We start from the raw sequence: 19,072 nt of genomic DNA, 5'->3' as shown, positions 1-19,072 counted from the left end.
CCTGGCCCCCTCGAAAAGCTCCTTCGCCGTGCGGCTGATAGCGTGGTCGATACCGGCCCCGAGTGGCGCGCCTGCGGCGCGTCCAGCTGGCGCGCATCCGCGCGGCACCCCTCAGGCTGGTGAGCAGGACCGAGATCGGCGTAAAGGCGGAGCACGGCCCCCGGTGGCTCTCGCCAGCTTCGACAGGGACGCCCTGCACGGGAGGGAGGCGAGGCTCGCGGCGATAGGGGCGGAGGTCAGCAGGATCAGGGAGCGCGCAGGCGCGCCGCACAGCGTCGCCGAGGCGGCGATGGCCCTCGTGAGGAGGCACATATACGACCTGGAGGGCCTTTCGGCCGGGGCCGTCGCTGTGGCGGCCCTCTGGCTCGCGGCGAGGGATCTGGGCGAGCCCCGGCCGTTGGGCGACTTCCTCAAGTGCAGCAAGGCGGACAGGTCGGCCGTCAAGAGGGCGGCCTGGAGGCTTAACGAGGCGGCCAGGGGCAGGAGGCCGCCAATTGAGGAGTACGTCAAGATAGTGGCCGCGAGGGCCGGACTGCCGGCTCCCGTGGTGAGGAGGGCCCTTGAGATCCTTGAGGGAAACAGGAGGGCTGCCGCGGGGAGGAGCCCGTGGGTCCTGGCCGCGGCGGCCCTATGGCTCGCTACCCACAGGAAGCACGGGATGCCCATCCGCCTGGCGGAGGCGGCGGGAGCGACCATCGTGGGCGTCAAGGGCGCCGCGAGGAGGATGAGGGTATGAGCTCGGGCGACGGCGTGGACGCGGGCGCGGTGAGGAGGCCTCCCGAGCCGGCGGATCCCGTCGAACGGCTCCTGAGGGAGTATCCGGAGCTGGAGGCGTTCGGCGTCGATTGGCTGAGGACGTGGGCCCCCCGCGCGGGGAGGCAGATCGCGGGGATAGCCAAGGTTCTGCGGAGATATCCCTGGATGGCGGAGCTGATAGGGCAGGGGCCCGTGGGCCTCGTGAACCCGTACTCCGTGGAGGCCTACGTCGCCAGGGACGGCTCTGAGGCCTGCATATCGTTGTTCGGCTGGGCCTACTGCTCCGCGGATGGGAGCAACGTTAGGAGGCTGGAGCTTGAGTTCAGCCGACTGAGCCCCATGAAGGCGGGGTGAGGGAGGTCTACAGGCCTAAGAGGCGGTCGATATTCGCGAGGGCCAAGGAATACATACGGATACTGTGAGGCGCGGGCGTCGGGAGCGTCGAGAGCGCGGCGAGGAGGATCGGGACATGAGCGGCTTTTAGGCGAAGGGCGCTTCTACGACATATGTAATTACATTAATAAAAATGCGATATCGCCACTGCGATGAAGTCCATGGTGTTGACTAGAGGGAGCGCCGCTGTCTATCAACCCGCAGATGGGTTGCTGGGCGGCTTCAACACGCTGGTTGTCGCCACGATCACCAAGAACATCGAGATATAAAAGAGTGTGAGGTAGATGAGCCCGCCCCTAGTCGAGAAGCTGACTTTGGCGAATAGGAAGTAGTAGCCGACGGCCAGCATGCCGAAGGCCAGGTAGAGGAACTGCATGCCGATGCCCCCGCCTCCGAGGCCGGCCGCAGGGACGGGGCCGCCGCCGGCGACTCCCGCCATGGCCTGGGTCATGATTATCATCGAGGCGTTGACGAACGCCACCATGGCGGCCCCCAGCACCGCCAACAGCCTCACTATGCCCAGAGCCTTGCCCAGCTGCTCTCTGTAGTCGAAGAGCTTGGCGACGAAGTTCTGCAGCTGGTCTATGGTGGAGCGCGGCAGCGTGCCGAGCCTGTGGATGTCGAAGAATACCCTGGCGACCACGGCCATTATGGGCTGCATGCCTCTTATGACTACCTCCTCCAGCTCCGTCATGCCCGACTTTATGGCGTTCAGCATGGAGGCCGCCCGCGGCGTGAAGTCGCCGAAGTTGCCGTAGGTCACCGCGTTCTCCATGGCCCTTACGACCGAGGGAGATCGCTTCAGCTCGTCGAGCACCACGTACGAGAAGTCCATGAACCCCCTTTCGAAGGAGCGGGCGTTAACCCTCTCCTTGGTCGCGAAGTATCCCAGGGCGGAAACCGCCGCGGTCGCGAGGGGCGTGTACACGCCGAAGTTGAGGAAGAAGCCTAGGACTATCATGGCGGCGCTGGACACCAGGGCGAATATAAGGGGCCAGAGCCTGAAGTCCATCTTGAGGAGGGGCACGTTTATGACCATACCCATCACGGCGCCCATGACCGCCGGCAGGAGCCCGCCCATCAGAACGAAGACGCCGGCGTTGCCGCGCCCGACCACTATCGCCGTGACGGACACCATGGCGAGCCCCACTATGGACGCCGATATGGCGGAGACCAGGGAGTCCATCCTCCTCTGCATGCCTGTGGAGAACTCAACCATATCCATATCCATATACAGCGAGAGCTTGGCTATTATATCCTCGCCGACCCTAAGCGCCGTGTAGAGCGAGTTGAAGCGGTAGATAAGCTTCTGAGGCGCGAGCTTCTCGACGGCGCGCTTCAAGGCGTCCAGCGGCTCCATGCCCAACATCCTCGTGTTGTTCCAGGCGGCCGCCGCCAGCGTCTTTATCCCAGGCAGTTCCCTGTACCTCATCATGCGCTGGATGGCCAGCTCCAGAGGCGCCTTAGTCGCGAAGGTCATCTGCACCAATACGGTGAGGAACGGAATCTCCATGTTCAGCATCTCCCTTATCGAGGACGCCCGAACCCTTATGATGACCTTAGGCATAAATATGAGGAATACGCCGAGCCCGAGGAAAAGCGGTCCCAACGGAAACGCGTTGACTAGAGTGAAGAACGCGCCCAGAGCCGCCAGAGCCGCGCCTCCCAGCAACGCGAGCCTTATGGTCTGCCTAAACTTCAGAGGGTCGAGGTCGGTCCTCTCTATGCCCTTCATAAGGAAATTGTATATGTTCACGTGGTCCCCGGTTTGCCCAAATATATTTTTTCCGTCAAAGGGTTGTCGCCGCGCGGCGCCAAGCCCCATCCCAAGACGTCGCCTCCCCATCGCCCTGACGCGGCCTCTGAGGCCCGGCTTTGCCATATCCGGAAGCCGTCCGAGGCCTCCGGGGGAGCTGAGGCTGAAATCGGGCGCGTCCGGCCTGCAGAGTTAGCTTTTTTAGGCAAGAGCAATTCTACGATGTATGTAATTACATTTATAAAAATGCGATATTGCCATCGCGATGAAGTTCGTGGTGTTGACCAAGGCGGCCGTGCCACTCTCCACGGCGATAAGGATAGACCCGAAGACGGGCACCTTAGTCAGGGAGGGCGTGCCTCTGTCTACTAACCAGTGGGATCGCGACGCTGTGGAGTTCGCGCTCAAGCTTAGAGACAAGTACGGAGGTGAGGTCATAGCCATATCGATGGCTCCGCCGTCCGGCATCCCGGCCCTGGAGAGCTTGATAGGCATGGGGGTCGACAGGGCCATACTGGCCACCGACAGGGTCTTCGCCGGCGCCGACACCTGGGCGACTTCGTTCGTGCTGGCGAAGACCATAGAGAAGTACGTGCCGGACTATACGTTGATTCTGGCGGGCGAGGAGACAATAGACAGCACGACCGCCCACGTAGGCGCCCAAGTGGCGTCCCACCTCAACATACCCTATGTGTACTACGTCTACGACGCCGAGATACAGGGGAATAAGGTCAGGGTGAGGCGGTTCCTCGAGGACGAGGGGGTCGACGAGTTCTACGAGATGGACCTCCCTGCCTTGGTGTCGGTGGCCAAGGGCACCCAGATGCCGAGGGAGATCAGCCTCTCTAGGAAGCTCAACGCCAGAGAGAAGATAATGCAGGTCACCAACAAGGAGCTGGAGCTGGACGCCGAGTGCGTGGGCCTGAAAGGCTCGCCCACCTTCGTGGCGGCGCAGACAGGCGCGACGTTCCCGCCGAGGAAGAGGAGGATATTCCAGGGCGATCCGCGCGAGGCCGTCAGGGCCCTCGTCGAGGAGCTGAAAAAGGAGGGGTTGTTGCAGCCATGACCTGCAAGCTCTGGCCCCAGATAAACAAGGAGGAGTATAAAGGCGTTTGGGTATATTTAGAGCACGACGGCGCCAGGCTAAAGGACGTCGCCCTCGAGCTGTTGGGCAAGGCGCGGGATCTCGCCGCCAAGAGGGGGAACGCCCAGGTCGGCGGCGTCCTCGTGGCCGGTAGCGACGAGATGGCGCAGGAGGCCATATACCACGGCGCAGATAAGGTGGTCGTCGTGGTGAATCCGGAGCTGAAGGTCTACACCCCCTACGAGTACGCCAACGCCGTGGCCAAGGTGGTGGCAAAGTATAGGCCCGAGATCTTCTTGATAGGCGCCACCAAGAGGGGCCGCGAGCTGGCTGCGTTCATAGCCAACACCTTAACGACGGGCATAACGGCCGACTGCACGGCGCTGGAGATAGACCCCAAGACGGGCGACCTCATGCAGATACGCCCGACCTTCGGAGGCACGCAGATGGCGACCATAAAGACGCCGCACAGGAGGCCCCAGATGGCGAGCGTGAGGCCGGGCGTGTTCCCCAAGCCGCCGCGCGACGTCAACAGGAAGGGGGAGATAGTACACGAGGCCGTGGAGCTAAACGCCAGGAGGACGACCTTCCTGGGCGCCGAGAAGAGGATAGAGCACGATATAGCCGATCTGCCGCCGGTGGAGTCCTCCGACGTGGTCGTAGCCGGCGGAAGGGGGCTCGGCTCAGCCGAGGGCTTCAAGTGGCTTGTGGAGCTGGCCAAGCTCCTCAACGGCACGGTGGCCGCTTCGCTGATGGCCGTGCGCGCGGGCTGGGCGCCGCATACGAGGCAGGTGGGGCAGACGGGCAAGACCATCAGGCCGAAGCTCTACATAGCGGTGGGCATATCGGGCGCCGTACAGCACATGATGGGGATACAGGAGTCGAAGCACATAATAGCGATCAACTCAGACCCCAACGCGCCCATAGTGCAGAACTCGGACTACGCGATAGTCGGGGACTACAAGCAGATAATACCTCTGTTGATAGAGGAAATCAAGAGAGCCAAGGCCCCCCAGTAAAGCCGAGAACCGAATCTTTTACTGATTCGGTGTTGCACAAGGCATCTATAGACGACGGACGGCCCCTTGAGGCGGAGGGGGACGTCAACGGGGGAGTTGGCGTGCGGCCAGCTGCGGTCTGGGCCTTATAAAGGCCTTTTCTAGAGCCTCCGTGGGTCTCTTCGTCGCGGTGGAGGGCATAGACGGGAGCGGTAAGAGCACGGTGATAGAGGAGCTGCGGAGGCTCTTACCGATATACGCCACCAAGGAGCCCAGCGACGGCCCTATCGGCCGCCTCATAAAGAGCTGGGCGTTGAGGCGGGGGACCTCAGATCCGTATACAGATGCTCTGCTGTTCGCCGCCGATAGGCTGGAGCACTACCAGAGGGAGATAGCGCCTGCTCTGGGCGAGGGCCGCGTGGTTGTGACCGAGCGCTACGTCGAATCCAGCGTGGCCTATCAGGGGGCCGCCGGCGTCGATATAAAGTTTATAGAGCTGATAAATTCCCGCGTCCCGACGCCCGACGTGACCGTGCTCCTCGACATAGAGCCCGAGAAGGCCGTGGCGCGCATAGAGGCGAGGGGCGGAGACGCGGAGAAGTACGAACGGCTGGAGTTCCTGAGGGCTGTCCGCTCGATATATCTGAGGAGAGCCGCCGAGCGGGGCTACGTCGTCCTTGACGCCGAGGAGCCTCCCGCAACTATCGCGAGGAGGATCGCTGAGCTGATAGGGGCTAGGTCCTCGCGAGCTTGAGGAACCTCCTCAACACCTCCAGGCCCCTCCTGCCGCTCCTCTCGGGGTGGAACTGAACGCCGTAGATGCCTCTGCCCTCGTCGCATACAGCCGCTACGTACCTCCTCCTCAGCTCTATATACGCGGCCTCATACGGCGCGCCGCCGGCCTCCACGCCGTAGCTGTGCAGGTAGTAGTAATAGCCCCTATCCACGAGGCCGCACGTGCCGGCCGCCGAGGTCAGCTCCCAGCCTATATGGGGTATCCTCTCGGCGTCTATCCTGACGACGCGGCCCGGGAAGAACGAAAGCCCCTGCCCCTCCCCCTCCTCGCTGGAGTCGAAGAGCAGCTGCATGCCTAGACATATGCCGAGCATCGGCTTGGAGCCTGCGTATCCCTTGACCACAGCCGCCAGCCTACTCGCCGCGGAGAACGTGCCCACCCCCGGCAGTATCACCGCATCTGCCTCTCCCAGCCCCTCGCCCCTCGAGATGAAGGCCTCGGCCCCGGCTCTCCTGAGGGCTGAGATCAAGCTGCCGATATTGCCGACGGTATAGTCCAGTATAGCTATCTTCATTTTATCAGCTTGTCGAGAGGCACTATCACCACGTCCCTGGCGCCGGCCGCCTTGAGCCGCATTATGAGGTCGGGCAGATAGTCCTCGTCGACGACGGAGAACACCTCGTACATATCGCCGCGGGCCAGGCGCGCCACGCTGGGGGACTCAAGGGCCGGGAGGACCGAGATGACGTCGGCTATCCTGTCGGCAGGCACGTTGAGGAACACCATGCGCTTGTTCTGGGCGTTCAGATAGCCGTTGATATACGCCGCGAGTTTCCGCACCACGTAGTGGTCGGCCCAGGCGCGGCCCGCGACCAGACGCGCCGAGGTGTCCAGTATCTTCTCCAGGGGCTCGAGGCCGTGTAGCGCGAGCGTGGTGCCGGTGGCCATTACGTCCACCACGACGTCGGCGACTCCCAGCATCGGCATGACCTCGACGGAGCCCGAGACCTTGACTATTCTGACCCTCTTGTTCCGCTCCTCGAAGAACTTGGAGGCTAAGTTGATGTATTTAGTGGCGACCTTTATCCCGTCCGGCAGATCGTCCACAGACCTCCACTTCCCCTTCACCGCGGCCACCACTATGGAGCCCCTCCCTATCTTGAGGTCCAGCAGCTCGACCAAGTCCGAGTCGGCGCCGGACTCGACCACGTAGTCGTGTCCGGTTATCCCAGCCGCCACGTTGCCCGCAGCGACTATCTGGGGAATGTCCTCGGGCCTGAGCCTCACTATGTTGAGGTCCGGCCACGTGGTGGGCAGGATTATAGACCGCTCGTCCGAAGCCAGAAGGTCGATGCCGGCCAGCTCGAGGAGCCTGAGGGCTGGCTCCATCAGGCGGCCTTTATTCGGGACTGCGAACAATATGGGGGCTGTCCGCCTCCGGCATGGCCTCCCTTGACGAACGCTATATAAGCTTTATCCCGAGCGCCTCCCCCAGCGCGGCCAGGAACTTCTCCATCACGCCCATGGGCGCCACAGTGAACCTCAGGCAGGAGCGGCAGAGGGGCCTGCCGCCGAGGGCCCTCACGGCGAAGCCGCGCCGGTAGAGCTCGGCCGCCGCCGCCTCGGCGCCGTCGAGCCTCAGGGTTATGAAGTTGGCCTCGCCGACGTATTTATCGAGGCGTAGCCTCCCCGCTACCTCGTCCCTGACCGCGCGCATCTCCAGCACGGACCTCCGCACGTATTCCTCCAGCCCCAGAGCCTTCTCGACGGCCTTCGCCGAATAGCTACTTATGGGATGCGGGTACGCTAGAGCCCTAAGCGCCGAGGCGAGCCTACCGCGGGCGATCAGATAGCCGACCCTGAGCCCGGCCAGGCCCCATGCCTTCGAGAAAGTCCTCATCTCGACGACGTTGCCGTACTCGTGGAGTTTAGGCCTCCAGAGCCCCGCGAACTCGGCGTAGGCCGCGTCGTATATGAGCAGGCCCTCAAGACGGGAGGCCAGCTCCTCGAGCTCCTTCACCAGATGCCCGGTGGGGTTGTTGGGCGAGCAGACATATACGGCGCCTCCTCTGGCTATCTTGACCGCCGTATCCACGTCGAGGCCTAGATCCGGCCCGTAGGGCAGCTGCACATACTCCACGCCTAGTTGCTCGGCGAGTATTCTGGGCATGCTGTAGGTGGGCTCAAGGACCACGAGCCTCCTCTCCTCGGCGAAGTGGAGGAGCTGTATCGCGAGCCTGAGGCCATCGTCGGCGCCGGCGGTTATGACGACAGACCCCCTCGGAAGGCCCATGTGGTCCTCTATCCTCGCGGCAAGCGAGGCGTTGTTGGGCTGGGTGTAGAAACGGGCCTCCCAGCTCTCAATGCCGCCGAGGACCTCCCTGTAGTATTCCTCAGGCAGGAAGAGGTTCTCGTTGAAATGCAGCCTGTAGACGTCGTAGCCTACGTCGGGCTCCTCGTAGAACTCCGGAAGCCGCTTGAACGCCATGGAGATGCAGGAAGAGGTAAATAAGATCTGCGCGTCGTCCGCCTCAGTCCGGCGGCAAGCCTCCGCGCTGGGGCGCGTCCGTGCCCACTGTCTAGAGGGGCGGCCTCAAGCCCCATGGGCCTCGGGCGCGGCCGGCCGAAATAGTTAAGTGCGGTATGGATTCCGTGGAGGCCAAGCCTCTGACGTCGGCGGAGGAGGCCTGGAGGATAGCGGCTAGTTTGAACTACCGCCAGAGAGACGGCACGGTGGTGGCGGTTGCTCAGGACGCGGAGACGGGCGAGGTCTTGATGGTGGCCCATATGGACCTCGTGGCGGTGTTCCTCACGCTGGTGACGGGCCTAGCCCACTACTGGTCTACCAGCCGGAGGCGGCTCTGGCTGAAGGGCGAGACGTCGGGCCACTACCAGTACGTGGTGGAGTTCCGCACCGATTGCGACGGCGATGCTGTGCTTCTGAAGGTCGTCCAGATGGGCGCGGCTTGCCACACGGGGTCGCGCTCCTGCTTCGGCTCCAGGTATTCGAAACTGCTGCCGGAGCCCGGCAAGCTCAAGTCTAGGCTTATCGCCGATTGAGGCCGGCCGCGGGCGCCCGCCGGGCCTACGCTATCTCCTCCTGCGCCTGAGCTCCGAGCAGACGTCGTCGAGGGAGAGCCCCTGGGCCGCCAGCAGGACCAGCAGATGGTAGATCAAGTCCGCCGCCTCCTCGACCACTCTGTTCCTCCCCTCGGCGAGCGAGGCCACGGCCAGCTCGACGGCCTCCTCGCCGACCTTACGCGCTATATAGTGCACGCCTTTGGCATATATAGTATAGGTATAGCTGTTGGGATCCCCCGAGGAGATCCTCTCGCGGATTACCGACTCCAGCTCCTTAAGGACGTCGCAGCTCATCGCAACGCGTCGGCGTGGCGCTTGAAGCCCTCGTACTCGGCCAGCCTCACGGCGTATTCCCGCAGCCTCGTGTCGGCCAGAAGCCAGGCCAGACCCACCGGCTTCATGAACGTCAGCGGCGTCACCGCGCCCCTCCACCTCGCGCTGCCGCCCGTGGGCAACACGTGGGATATCCCCGCCACGTAGTCCAGGAGAGGACTGGGCGCATCGACAGATATGGCTCCGGCGTTCCTCACCATCTGCGCCAGCTGGGGCGCCCCCCAGACCTCCAGGTGCTCGGGCGCCACCTCGTCTATGATCCCTGCCGCCTCCTCCAGCGACGAGACCGCCCGGGCCTCCAGAGCCCCCATGGAGCTGGTCCTCTCCCGGAGGTAGATGCCCTCCGCCGCCTCGACCAACGACCTGTCCCTGGAGAGGAAGAGAGCAAAGGAGGCGGGGCCGTGCTCGAGCTGGGCTAGAGCCCCCGCGATCGCGCGCCTGGGCTCTACGCCCTCGGCGTATACGACCAGCTCGGTCGGCCCCTCTATTCCGTCTATGCCGACGTAGCGGGAGAGGAGGTATTTAGCCGCCTGGACGTAGACTCCGCCCGGGCCTGCCAACAGGTCGACGCCTATCTGGAAGGCCGCGTACGCCAGGCCTTGAGGGCCGCCGAGGCTCACGACGCCTCTGACGCCCAGCCTCTCAGCCACGGTCAGGAGCTCCGGCGTGACGCCCTTGGGAGGGGTCACCACGTAGATCTCCCCAACCCCCGCGGCTCTCGCAGGCACGGCCAGCATCACCAAGGTCGATATGTACCTCGCAGGGACGTAGAGCGCCGCCCTCTCCACAGGCCGCCACGACACGGCCCTCAAGACTCCCTCGTAGTAATCCACGACGTCGGCGGGCCGCAGACGCGCGTAGACCCTCTCGAGCGACTTGGCGGCCTCCAGCGCCGCCTCGACGACGGCCCCATCGGCGGCCTGATCCCTCCTGGGCGGCACGACGACATCCCCAGGCTCGACTCCATCCAGCCTCCTGGACCACTCCAACGCTGCGGCGAGACCCCTAGCCCTCACATCGTCTACGATCTCGGCGGCTGCCCTCAAGGCCTCCTGGGGCAACGACTCCCTCACAAGCGCCCCTAGGGCGGCCTATTTAAGCATGACTCGCGACGGCGGAGGCGCAACGCAAAATTTATCAAAATAGATGGATGCGTACATGTGCAGTCCATAGAGCTCGCCGTGGTGGGATTCGTCATGGTGTTCTTCATAGCGATAACCTTCTACGTCGCCGGCAACCTATCGGCGCAGCCCCAGACCAGCCAGGCCGAGCTGAACGTACTGGCGCAGCAGATCCTGCAGAGGATCACAGCCTACAGCGCATACAATCTATCGCAGGACGTAGGCGTGGCCAACCCCGGCGCGCCGGGGTATCTAAGCGACTACGCCATAGACTATCTGGCCATGGCCTCAGCCCAGCTGTCGGGATATCCGATGTGCAACGTATGGAACCCGCAGAGCACGTTGGCCAGCACCGTGGGCAGCGCCGTATATATGGCGGGCTACGGCTACGTCATACCGAACCTCATACAGGGCACGCTGAACTTGACGGCCATAGCGCGCAATCTGTTCGGCAATAACTACAACAAATACGACGTAGAGATACAAATAAAGCCGCTCGTCAGGCTGGCCGTATGTCCCTACGTGACGGCCGGCGGCGTCAAGTTCATGAACAACGCGAGCTCCGTGTGCAAGCAGTTCTACAACGCCGCGGGAGGCCTCCTGGCCAACGGAACAGTCTATATAGTCGCCAGGGGCGTCGGCTCCTACCCCTCGGGCAGGGTGGCCTCCACAGTCTACTACTGCACGACCTCGCAGTGCTATCCGCCCTACACATCTACGACAAACCTAAACTACTCTCTGTCGCAGGTCGGGGGGTACTACTACAGCTACGCTAAGGCGGCTATGCCGCCCTACGTGAGCTACTCGCAGCTGGCGGGCCTCCAGTCGGCGCTGGTGGTCTACGCCCAGAAGATAGACTACCCCTACAGCGCCGCCTTCTACGTCTTCAACGCCACCTCGGTGTCGTTGATATACGGCGCGCCTCTCCCCGGAGCCGTCTCCACAACGCTGTACTTAATACACGACGCCGACTACGTCCAGCCGGGCTCCAACCTGCCCTGCGACGGGAGGCTGAACTCTAACGCTCAAGGACGTCAATCGCTCGGCATAAGGTACATCTCGCTGTATACGGGGTATGCGCTCACCATCTACGGCTCCAACATAATGCTGGATCCCGGCACAGGCAACAGCCCAGTTAGTGTGCTACAATGCAGTCAATGTACTAGTAGTGCCCACTGTACGGCGTGCTGGCTGAACCTGCCCACCAACACGCTTCTGGCCCTGGCCTACGTGACGCCGAGCTCCAGCTCCCCCAATATACCGCAGGCGGCGCTTGTGCCCATACCGCTGTTCCCCGCGCCGCCGGCCACCGACGTGGACGTAAAGACCTGGTATAGATGGGGCTTCTACAACACGCCGCAGACCTACGCCTCGTCGGCCTCGGGCGTCTTCAACTCGTTGACTACGACGTATCTCGTCAACGTGACCGTCTACGAGTACCCCAGCCCGATGCGATGAGGTGGGTCCTCGAGCTCCTCTTCGCGGTGCTGCTGGTGGCTCTGGCCATATACGCCATGACGCTTCTGCCCAGAAGCCCCGTCTCGACGACCATGGGCAGACAGGACGTGGAGACCGCCTACAATACTCTGCTGCAGCTATCGCTCAGCCCCACCTTCCTCAACGCGCTCAGCTCCTCCATATGTTCCAACAACACGGCCGCCGTCAAGTCGGCGTTGGACTCGCTCATACCGCAGCAATACGTATATAACTTCACGGTATATCTGGCGGGTAGCTCCCCGCCCCCCTGCCTCGTATGCGCCTCATGGGGCCAGAAGCTCCTCTCCGTCGCGCGGCCCACCGGCTGGGCGGCCGCCTCCTCCTCGACGACGACCTCGGCGGCCTCCTCCTCGGCGACGGTCTCGGCGGTCCTCCCCGACGGCACCCAGGTGAGGATGGTGCTCTACGTGGCGAGGCCATGAAGGGCCAGTGGATAGTGCTCACCGCGCTCGCGGTCGTGGTCGCCGTTGCGGTGATATATATGGCCTACGTCTCCTCCACCATAGTCCCCGTGGCCTCCATCCAGAGGCCGGCATACGGAATAATGAGCCAGGACTGGCCCGAGCTGGTCCAGCTGCTGTCGGGCTACGCAGCATTCCTGGCCCAGTCCGCCGCCTCCAAGATATCGGCGGGCGCCCTCAACGCCGGCCTCTACAACAATCTGCTGCAGGGACACCCGGCCGACATATACTTCCAGCTGGCCGATGCGTCGCAGTACGCGGCGTCGGCCCTATCGGCGACGGAACAGAGCCTCATACCCTTCGGCACCTTCGTGTCGGGGGGCTACGCGGTCGATCAAGGCGGCTTCGGCGGGACTTTGGGGCCCTATCCGGCCGCGGCGGTTCTCAACAACGCCTATAGCTTCTCCCAATGGTGGGGCGCAGGCGCCCTGTCGGCGCCGGGCGCTTATAGGGTATACAGGTTCGTGGTGACGCCGTACAGCCCGATCCAGAGCGGCTACGTGATATTATATTCGGCCGACATCAGGAAGCCCACGTCCGTGGGCGAGACCTACAGCGCCCCCATAGCCGACATACTGAACCAAGCCAGGTCGGGCAGTAGCTATAATGCCGGCCTGCTGAAACAGAAGCTCTACCTAATATTGGTGAACAACACGGCGCTGAGCCAAGCCCTCCAGTACTACGCCGGAAATGGCTGCAACTACCACAACACCAGCGTAGTCCAGCAGTTCAACTCGATGCTCGCAGGGGCCTTCATCCAGCTCCCCTGGTGGTCCGAATACCTCAAGTGCCCGTTCTGCCTCTTCGACTTCAAGATGCCGAGAGGCTCCCTGGCCTCGCCGGGCTCATCGGACGAGGTTATGGTGATCCTATACCAGTCCAACTCGTCAAGCGTCTACCTAACCCTCGACATACCGCTGATGATGCAGATGCTCGGCATAACGCCCCCCTCGACGGGGCCCAACTTCTGCTACGACTCGGCCAACTACCAATACGCCTACCAGACGGCGTCGCCGGCCCTCAACAACAACCCGTATGCGGTCTACAACTTCAGCGGGGTCAACGGGTTCTTCAACGCGGCGGCGATGGCCGGCTGGCCCAGCTCGGTGGTATACAGCACGTGCCACAGCGCCGGCCCCGAAAACGCGCCGCAGCCGATAGAACAGCTAGCGCCGACGTCGGTCTACGGCAACAGCACAGTCGGGCTCCTCCTCGGGGCTATCTACCCCGCCGGCACCTACGACGTGGGCTACCAGATATGGAACGGCTTCACGGTGCCCTCAAACTGGCCCGGCTTCCAGGTCAGAGTCCTGGTCAACGTGACGCAGATAGGGGCGGAGAAGATGGGCTACCTGGCGCTCTTCTGGGGCGGCTACAGCGGGAGCACCTTCCCCTGGTGCGCAGATATGGTGGCGGTACAGCCCGAGAGCTACCCGCCTACGTTCGTCTGGTCCTACCAGCCCCAGGGCTATATGACCGGGCCCTGGCAGACGTATTCCTGGCAGTACGGAGGTTCCTACGTGCCCCTGAGCGCGGGCCGTTGGTACGTCCTCTCGATATCGCAGATACTTGGGGGCAACATGGCCGGGCAGACCTATCTGGCGGCCTACAAGTTCCTCTCGAACTCCACGGGGCCTATGGCGCCCTACGTGGGGCAGTGGCTGTCCATGTCGCCGCTCCAGAGCTTCAACATAGTGCTCGGCACAGACACCGAGGACTTCCCGCAGTCAAGCACGTCGAGCTGGACCGACGCGGCGATATACGACTTCCTGGCGGTCAGGCCCTGGACCTACCCCGAGCCCTCCGCTGTGCTGACCACGCTCGGCTCGGCGCCGGTCGTCGGCTCGCCTAGGCCGGTCGTGCTGGCCTGGGGCGGCCGGTCGTACGCCCTCTCGAAGGTCAACTTGCTGGGCAACATATCGCTGGCGCTGGTGACCGATCTGAACATAACCCAGACGCTGTCTGTAAACGCCTCGGCGAAGTACGTCGTGGCCAGCCCCTACAACTACACCTACGTCCGCTACACGTACGGCGTCTTGGTGGGCGCCAACGTCCCCAGGGGGGCCCTGGGGGCCTCCTTCAACCTGTACACCAACTACGGCGGAATTCTCTACAACTACACCTGCGGGTCTGTGAGCGTATGCAACCAGACCCTGGCGGCGTACTACGGATTCCTCAACGGGGTCGATGCGGCGCTCTACAACGTCACGTTCCTCTCGCCCAGACACTCGACGTCGACGCTGGTGGCCCAGATCCTCGGCGCCTCGCTCGCGGTGAACAACATAACGGCCGTCCATCCACAGGTCTACTACCTATGGAGCGGCAACTCGCTCTATCTAGTCAACGTGGGCAACATGGACGCCGTGTTCTACTTCCCGTGGCAGTCAGGGGCCCCGATCGTGCAGTCCGTGTCGCCCAACGACGGCGTCTTCGGGGCCAAGCTCGACGTGGCTGGGCCGGGCGGCAGTAGCTGGACCCTGGTAATGGTCCCGCCCGCCAGCGCCGTCAACGTGACCTTCTACCCCTCGTATCTGCAACAAGCGCAGAGCGGCTTCCCGGGGTCGTACGCCCCCACATGGGAGCTGAACTACATCGCCCCGATCTCCCTGACATCGTCCAGTTGCCGTCTGTTGCAGGTTTACTTCCCGTCCAGCTACTCCGGCGACCACCTCGTGTTGATAATACCTCCGTCGATTCTAAATGCGCTCGGCCTCTCCTCCAAGGGTCTGTCTTTCTACATATTCTCAAAGGGAAGCTGGGTCGGCCCGCTGACCTACTCCACGGCGTATTGGGGCGACGTATGGCTTAGGGTGCAACAGTATAAAGGCTGGTTCGCCTACAGGGGAACCCTCCTGGCGGTCTGTACCAGTTCGGGGGGAAGCCCGAGCCCCATGGGATCCATCGTCGACCTATATAAATCGACAGTGACGGGCAACTATGTGTTTAACCCGCCTCTGTCACTCTCCAATTACACGTCAGGCTTTGCGGTGATCGTGAATCTGACTAATATCGCAAAACAAGGAAGCCCCCAAAACTATCTCAACTACATATATCTAACCAACACAACAAGTTCCATAGCTAACTGCTCCGTGGAGCCTCAGACTCTGGCGGGTGAACTGCTCGAGATATACAACGGGCAGCGGTGGGGGTATGCGTGGTTGAACCAATACGCGGGGGTTTGCCATAATCAGAACATATGGATCAACTATGGTAGCGGTACTGAGGTCTACTTCATCTTCGCGCTTACTCCGCAGTCGGCGAACTTCCACATAGCCACCGCGTCGGGGCCCAACCTCAACAGCTACAGCTCGTGGTGGTACGTCAGTTGGCCTAACGCCAAGTATAACAATGCGAGCTTGCCTTATCCGCAGTACAACGGGCCTCTGCGGAGCTTTAACTACACCGTCGTGTCCCTGGCATCCCAGAGTAGCTACGGCATCGATGTGATTAATTATACCTGGCCTCTTCCGTACTTCATATTAAACGGGCAGATCTACCAGACGATATGAGGGGCCTGGAGGCCTTGGAGGTGGCCATTCTGCTGTCGGTGTCGCTGGCCATAATATTCGCCGCCATTCCCTATATAGTGCAGAACATCTTCCAGATAGAGGCTGGGCTCGAGGCCAAGAACGTCGTTGCCTTCCTCACGGCGTTTGCGGACTCGCTGGAGACCGACTTCGGCATGACCGGCGTCCAGAGGATCTACCAGCTGCCCAGCTCCTACTTCGGCTCGCTCTACGTGGGGACGCCGAGACTCTACGTGACGATCCAGTGCGGCGGGTTCTCGAGCACCTACGTGTTCCGGGAGGTGGTGGTGGGCTACAACTCGACCTACGTGGAGTTCGGCAACTCGATGCTCAGAGGGCTCGACGGCTCCCTCGCAGTGCCCATAGGCGAGCCCGTGGTGGCGGTCAACTCGACCTACCCGAGGACCGTGAGGCTCTACAGCCGTGTGGTCTTCGTCAACGGGTCCGCCTCGCTGTATCTCTACACAGTCTCGGCCAACTTCACGCAGCGAAGCCCGAGCGGCGTCCTGGCCTACGTGGTGGGGCCGCTCAACTCGACGTCGATCAACTGCGGCGGGTCCGCCAGCGTGACCGTACAGAGCAGGCTCGGCTCCAAGACCCTGTACTTCAAGGGGGTCCAAACCGTCTATTTGGTGTGGAACAACGTAACCCTCGTCTGGGGATGAGGGGCATATCGGCCATCGAGGCGGCCATACTCTTCGGCTTTATGGCCGCGGCATATCTCCTGGCCTCGTACCTAGTCTGGCTGTTGTCCTACCAAGCGTTCCAGCGGGAGGCGGCCGCTACCGCGCAGCTGATGGCGCGGTACGTGGCCTCGCAGATCGCCGACCTGGCCTCCTCGTCGCTGACGCCTGGCGTGAAGTCCATAAGCTACAAGCTGTTCCTCCCGACGCAGTTCCCCAATTTCGACGCCTACTCCTACTCCATGGCGCTCATCAACAACTCGACGAGGCCCGGCGTAGTCTCGCTCTACGTTCTGCTCAACCTCACGGCGTACCGCGGGTCCTTCACGGCGAGCGTCTACCGGGTCTCGGCATTTGCCTACAGCATCAACGCCTCCTTTGCAGGCCGGAGGATCTACGCGACAAATTTCGACAGAGCCCTGGGAGGGCCCTCCTGCCTGGTCCCCTCCCCCGTCGTGCCGGGGCAATATGCGGTGAATCTCACCAGCTCGGGATGCGGCGCGCTCTGGTACGCACCGACGCCGGCCAACTACAAGCTTCTGACCATCACCGCGTCGAAGTGACGCGACGATGTGGCTTGTGGATCCGCTCGAATGGCAGCACCACATGGCGCTCGCCAGAGCCCTGCTCCCCGAGCTCTCCTTCTCGAGGGACGGCGAGGCGGCCCTACTGGCCTCCAGGCTCGGAGGGCTCTCCGTGGACGCGCTCGCCGCGTTCGACTGGTCGAGGCCGGCGGTATACATGCCGCCCTTCAGGGCGCTGGTCGAAGGCGCGTCGGTGTCGGTTGCCGTCGAGGGCTTCACGGCCAGGAGGCTCGCCGAGGCCGGCGTAAGGCCCGACGTCGTCGTCACCGACCTCGACTACGAGCCGGCGTCGGCCGGGCTGGGGTCCGTCGTTGTCGTGCACGCCCACGGCGATAACGTGGACCTCCTGCCTCTATACAGACCTCCGCGGAGGGTCTACACGGTCCAAGTCCCGCCGCCTCCCGGCACCTACAACGTGGGCGGATTCACCGACGGCGATAGGGCGGCCTATCTGGCCTACGCGATGGGCGCGCGGGAGATCGCCATAAGCGGGTTCTACCCCGACGTCCCCATAAAGCGCAGGGACTCGGTGAAGGCGAGGAAGCTGGCGTTGGCCGGGGCCCTCCTGGCCCGCCTATCGCGCGTAGTCCCAATACGCTTTCTCTGAGAAGGCCGCGAGCATATCGAGCGATCTGGCGAGCTGCCTCAGCCTCTCCTCGTCGTCCTCCAGCTCCAGGTACTTCTCCAGCTGTATCCTCATGTCCATCATGTCCTCGCCCGCTATGTAGACGCAGAGCGCGTCTCTGCAGACTGTGAGCGTGTAGATCGTCCTGTAGGGGTAGAGCTCGGTGTAGTACCAAAGAAATCCGCCCATGGCCTTGAGGGCCTCCACGAGCCTCGGATCCCTGGACAGCTTGGCCATCCTCTCCTTATCCACGGCCATATTATGGATCGCGTTTTCGGTTTCTGACCTCCTCCCCGAGGGCGGGTGCCCCGCGGGGAGGCGCCCTCGCCCCGCCTTCATGGGCCCCTCGGGCGGGGGTCATGGAGGCGGCCCGGGCCAGCATTGCGGGCCCTTTGTCGCCGGCCTTCAGCGCCTTGAGGGAGCGCCAGACGGCGTACGCGGCTGGCCGCGGAATGATGGGATTCGCCCTCCTCACGACTTCCTCCGGCACGATCCCCTTTTTCAATCTCTTCCCTACCTCCTTCGCGTCCCACCACACGCCCTTCACCCACCCCGTGGGGGTGGTTTTCCATAACATGTTGAGGACGGCCGCCGCGTCTCTGTCCACGGCGTGGCCGCGGGGACAGCGCAGTAGGTGCCAATCGCCGTTGTCCCTCAGGGGCGCGAAGTGGATGGGGCACACCTTGCTGTTGCGGTAAGGCGACACGTATACTACTACGGAACCGGTCTCCCTCGCCTTGTCCTCCACGGCCCTTATGAGCTTTTTAAACGGAATCTGCTTGATGCGGTGCCTCAGCTCTCCTTTCTTCACCCTCTTTCTTACGCCTTTTTTCGCCTTCTCCTCAACGCCTATCATCTCCTCCTGCGGGTTTTTGCCCAGATCCTCGGTCACTATCACGGCGGGGCTCCTCGCCACCTCGCGGGCGACCTGCTTGACTCGGCCCTCCTTCCGCCTCCTCTCCCTAAGCCTCCCCGCGAACCTCCTGAACTCCCTGGTGTCCGCGACGTTCTGCCTCCTCTCCTCTTCGTCTCTGCCCGCGAAGGGATACCTCCGCTTCAGCTCCTCCAGCTTTCTGTCTCTAACCGCCTCGTACCTCTTCGCGAGGCGGCCGAAGTCCGTCCTTACGGAGTAGACGGCGGGGTTTATGTATTGCCTATTCCACCGCGCCACGGCGTCCACCGTCGAGAGCAGAGGCATTCTAGCCACCGCCACCGAGTTCTCGTTTACGTCGAAGGCGACGGCCTCCGCCGGAGGCTCCCCCCTCGGCTGTACGTCGAATACGAATATCGCATACCACCTGCCCCTCCGCCGCTTCACCATGAGGGTGGACGCCAGCTCTGCCTCTCCCCTCAGCGTCTTCCACCAGTAGAGCCAGAACCTCCTGTGGGGCTTTATCCAGACCTCCCTCCTCCCGCCGGGGAGCGACAGCGCCAGCC

General features: G+C 62.8%; 20 protein-coding genes. 12 read left to right on the top strand and 8 right to left on the bottom strand.

Features of this window, described 5'->3' with window-relative positions:
• Positions 1–163: 163 nt before the first annotated feature.
• Both B7L68_RS03550 and B7L68_RS03545 read left to right on the top strand, forming a co-directional pair.
• Positions 164–736: a hypothetical protein gene (locus tag B7L68_RS03550; RefSeq protein ID WP_081246317.1), complete on the top strand. Its 573-nt coding sequence runs from the start codon at positions 164–166 to the stop codon at positions 734–736.
• A complete protein-coding gene (locus B7L68_RS03545; RefSeq protein WP_081246316.1) occupies positions 733–1,110 on the top strand; it encodes a hypothetical protein in 378 nt (125 codons plus the stop codon). Before B7L68_RS03550 ends, B7L68_RS03545 begins: the two co-directional genes overlap by 4 nt.
• A gap of 232 nt (positions 1,111–1,342) precedes the next feature.
• On the opposite strand, the gene B7L68_RS03540 is transcribed toward B7L68_RS03545, so the two are convergent.
• Positions 1,343–2,905 (bottom strand): type II secretion system F family protein, encoded by a 1,563-nt coding sequence (locus B7L68_RS03540; RefSeq protein ID WP_193432465.1) that lies wholly within the window; start codon positions 2,903–2,905, stop codon positions 1,343–1,345.
• 265 nt (positions 2,906–3,170) lie between these two features.
• On the opposite strand from B7L68_RS03540, the gene B7L68_RS03535 reads away from it, so the two are divergent.
• The 3 genes from B7L68_RS03535 to tmk all read left to right on the top strand — a co-directional run bounded on the left by B7L68_RS03535 (position 3,171) and on the right by tmk (position 5,741).
• Positions 3,171–3,971 carry an electron transfer flavoprotein subunit beta/FixA family protein gene (locus tag B7L68_RS03535; RefSeq protein ID WP_081246315.1) on the top strand — a complete coding sequence of 267 codons (801 nt, stop codon included), beginning with the start codon at positions 3,171–3,173 and terminating at the stop codon, positions 3,969–3,971.
• Positions 3,968–5,008 (top strand): electron transfer flavoprotein subunit alpha/FixB family protein, encoded by a 1,041-nt coding sequence (locus B7L68_RS03530; RefSeq protein WP_081246314.1) that lies wholly within the window; start codon positions 3,968–3,970, stop codon positions 5,006–5,008. The genes B7L68_RS03535 and B7L68_RS03530 overlap by 4 nt, the downstream gene beginning before the upstream one ends.
• Before the next feature lie 151 nt (positions 5,009–5,159).
• Positions 5,160–5,741 (top strand): dTMP kinase, encoded by a 582-nt coding sequence (gene tmk / locus B7L68_RS03525; protein ID WP_081246313.1) that lies wholly within the window; start codon positions 5,160–5,162, stop codon positions 5,739–5,741.
• On the opposite strand, the gene hisH is transcribed toward tmk, so the two are convergent.
• The 3 genes from hisH to B7L68_RS03510 are packed head-to-tail and all read right to left on the bottom strand — an operon-like array spanning position 5,722 to position 8,211.
• Positions 5,722–6,297 (bottom strand): imidazole glycerol phosphate synthase subunit HisH, encoded by a 576-nt coding sequence (gene hisH, locus B7L68_RS03520; RefSeq protein WP_081246312.1) that lies wholly within the window; start codon positions 6,295–6,297, stop codon positions 5,722–5,724. The genes tmk and hisH overlap by 20 nt on opposite strands.
• Complete coding sequence (gene hisG, locus B7L68_RS03515; protein ID WP_081246311.1) at positions 6,294–7,145, bottom strand: ATP phosphoribosyltransferase; 852 nt, start codon at positions 7,143–7,145, stop codon at positions 6,294–6,296. The genes hisH and hisG overlap by 4 nt, the downstream gene beginning before the upstream one ends.
• Before the next feature lie 40 nt (positions 7,146–7,185).
• On the bottom strand, positions 7,186–8,211 hold the full coding sequence (locus tag B7L68_RS03510) for a histidinol-phosphate transaminase (RefSeq protein ID WP_081246310.1): 1,026 nt from the start codon (positions 8,209–8,211) through the stop codon (positions 7,186–7,188).
• Positions 8,212–8,375: 164 nt separating this feature from the next.
• Between B7L68_RS03510 and hisI the strand changes: the two genes are divergently transcribed.
• Complete coding sequence (hisI, locus tag B7L68_RS03505) at positions 8,376–8,783, top strand: phosphoribosyl-AMP cyclohydrolase (RefSeq protein WP_081246309.1); 408 nt, start codon at positions 8,376–8,378, stop codon at positions 8,781–8,783.
• 30 nt (positions 8,784–8,813) lie between these two features.
• On the opposite strand, the gene hisE is transcribed toward hisI, so the two are convergent.
• Together hisE and hisD are read right to left on the bottom strand one after the other, a co-directional pair.
• Positions 8,814–9,098: a phosphoribosyl-ATP diphosphatase gene (hisE, locus tag B7L68_RS03500; protein WP_081246308.1), complete on the bottom strand. Its 285-nt coding sequence runs from the start codon at positions 9,096–9,098 to the stop codon at positions 8,814–8,816.
• Entirely contained in the window at positions 9,095–10,210 is a 1,116-nt protein-coding gene (gene hisD / locus B7L68_RS03495) for a histidinol dehydrogenase (protein ID WP_081246307.1), read from the bottom strand. The genes hisE and hisD overlap by 4 nt, the downstream gene beginning before the upstream one ends.
• 87 nt (positions 10,211–10,297) lie before the next feature.
• Between hisD and B7L68_RS03490 the strand changes: the two genes are divergently transcribed.
• From B7L68_RS03490 to B7L68_RS03465, 6 genes are read left to right on the top strand one after another with little or no spacing between them, the layout of a single operon-like run.
• On the top strand, positions 10,298–11,716 hold the full coding sequence (locus B7L68_RS03490) for a hypothetical protein (RefSeq protein WP_081246306.1): 1,419 nt from the start codon (positions 10,298–10,300) through the stop codon (positions 11,714–11,716).
• Positions 11,713–12,177, top strand: coding sequence for a hypothetical protein (locus B7L68_RS03485; RefSeq protein WP_081246305.1), 465 nt, complete (start codon positions 11,713–11,715; stop codon positions 12,175–12,177). Before B7L68_RS03490 ends, B7L68_RS03485 begins: the two co-directional genes overlap by 4 nt.
• Positions 12,174–15,725, top strand: a complete 3,552-nt coding sequence (locus B7L68_RS03480; RefSeq protein ID WP_081246304.1) for a hypothetical protein — start codon at positions 12,174–12,176, stop codon at positions 15,723–15,725. The genes B7L68_RS03485 and B7L68_RS03480 overlap by 4 nt, the downstream gene beginning before the upstream one ends.
• A complete protein-coding gene (locus B7L68_RS03475; RefSeq protein ID WP_081246303.1) occupies positions 15,722–16,408 on the top strand; it encodes a hypothetical protein in 687 nt (228 codons plus the stop codon). Before B7L68_RS03480 ends, B7L68_RS03475 begins: the two co-directional genes overlap by 4 nt.
• Positions 16,405–16,989, top strand: a complete 585-nt coding sequence (locus B7L68_RS03470) for a hypothetical protein (RefSeq protein ID WP_081246302.1) — start codon at positions 16,405–16,407, stop codon at positions 16,987–16,989. Before B7L68_RS03475 ends, B7L68_RS03470 begins: the two co-directional genes overlap by 4 nt.
• 7 nt (positions 16,990–16,996) lie before the next feature.
• Positions 16,997–17,617, top strand: a complete 621-nt coding sequence (locus tag B7L68_RS03465) for a 6-hydroxymethylpterin diphosphokinase MptE-like protein (protein ID WP_081246301.1) — start codon at positions 16,997–16,999, stop codon at positions 17,615–17,617.
• Here B7L68_RS03465 and B7L68_RS03460 read toward each other — a convergent pair.
• Complete coding sequence (locus tag B7L68_RS03460; RefSeq protein WP_081246300.1) at positions 17,585–17,893, bottom strand: hypothetical protein; 309 nt, start codon at positions 17,891–17,893, stop codon at positions 17,585–17,587. The two genes, B7L68_RS03465 and B7L68_RS03460, sit on opposite strands and share 33 nt — an antisense overlap.
• 1 nt (position 17,894) lies before the next feature.
• Positions 17,895–19,072 (bottom strand): zinc ribbon domain-containing protein (locus B7L68_RS03455; RefSeq protein WP_081246299.1); only part of this gene is annotated, 1,178 nt, incomplete at its 5' end.

Origin of the sequence: Thermoproteus sp. CP80 (assembly GCF_002077075.2) — an archaeon.
Classification (GTDB): Archaea; Thermoproteota; Thermoprotei; order Thermoproteales; family Thermoproteaceae; genus Thermoproteus.
The sequence above is the reverse complement of the archived record's forward strand: the minus strand, read 5'-3'. Positions and strand labels throughout refer to the sequence as shown.

Excerpts from the sequence above, each read along its gene's own strand:
- B7L68_RS03545 (WP_081246316.1), top strand. The coding sequence starts at position 733 with ATGAGCTCGGGCGACGGCGTGGACGCGGGCGCGGTGAGGAGGCCTCCC.
- B7L68_RS03535 (WP_081246315.1), top strand. The coding sequence starts at position 3,171 with ATGAAGTTCGTGGTGTTGACCAAGGCGGCCGTGCCACTCTCCACGGCG.
- B7L68_RS03530 (WP_081246314.1), top strand. The coding sequence starts at position 3,968 with ATGACCTGCAAGCTCTGGCCCCAGATAAACAAGGAGGAGTATAAAGGC.
- hisH (WP_081246312.1), bottom strand. The coding sequence starts at position 6,297 with ATGAAGATAGCTATACTGGACTATACCGTCGGCAATATCGGCAGCTTG.
- B7L68_RS03510 (WP_081246310.1), bottom strand. The coding sequence starts at position 8,211 with ATGGCGTTCAAGCGGCTTCCGGAGTTCTACGAGGAGCCCGACGTAGGC.
- hisE (WP_081246308.1), bottom strand. The coding sequence starts at position 9,098 with ATGAGCTGCGACGTCCTTAAGGAGCTGGAGTCGGTAATCCGCGAGAGG.
- B7L68_RS03485 (WP_081246305.1), top strand. The coding sequence starts at position 11,713 with ATGAGGTGGGTCCTCGAGCTCCTCTTCGCGGTGCTGCTGGTGGCTCTG.
- B7L68_RS03480 (WP_081246304.1), top strand. The coding sequence starts at position 12,174 with ATGAAGGGCCAGTGGATAGTGCTCACCGCGCTCGCGGTCGTGGTCGCC.
- B7L68_RS03475 (WP_081246303.1), top strand. The coding sequence starts at position 15,722 with ATGAGGGGCCTGGAGGCCTTGGAGGTGGCCATTCTGCTGTCGGTGTCG.
- B7L68_RS03470 (WP_081246302.1), top strand. The coding sequence starts at position 16,405 with ATGAGGGGCATATCGGCCATCGAGGCGGCCATACTCTTCGGCTTTATG.
- B7L68_RS03465 (WP_081246301.1), top strand. The coding sequence starts at position 16,997 with ATGTGGCTTGTGGATCCGCTCGAATGGCAGCACCACATGGCGCTCGCC.
- B7L68_RS03460 (WP_081246300.1), bottom strand. The coding sequence starts at position 17,893 with ATGGCCGTGGATAAGGAGAGGATGGCCAAGCTGTCCAGGGATCCGAGG.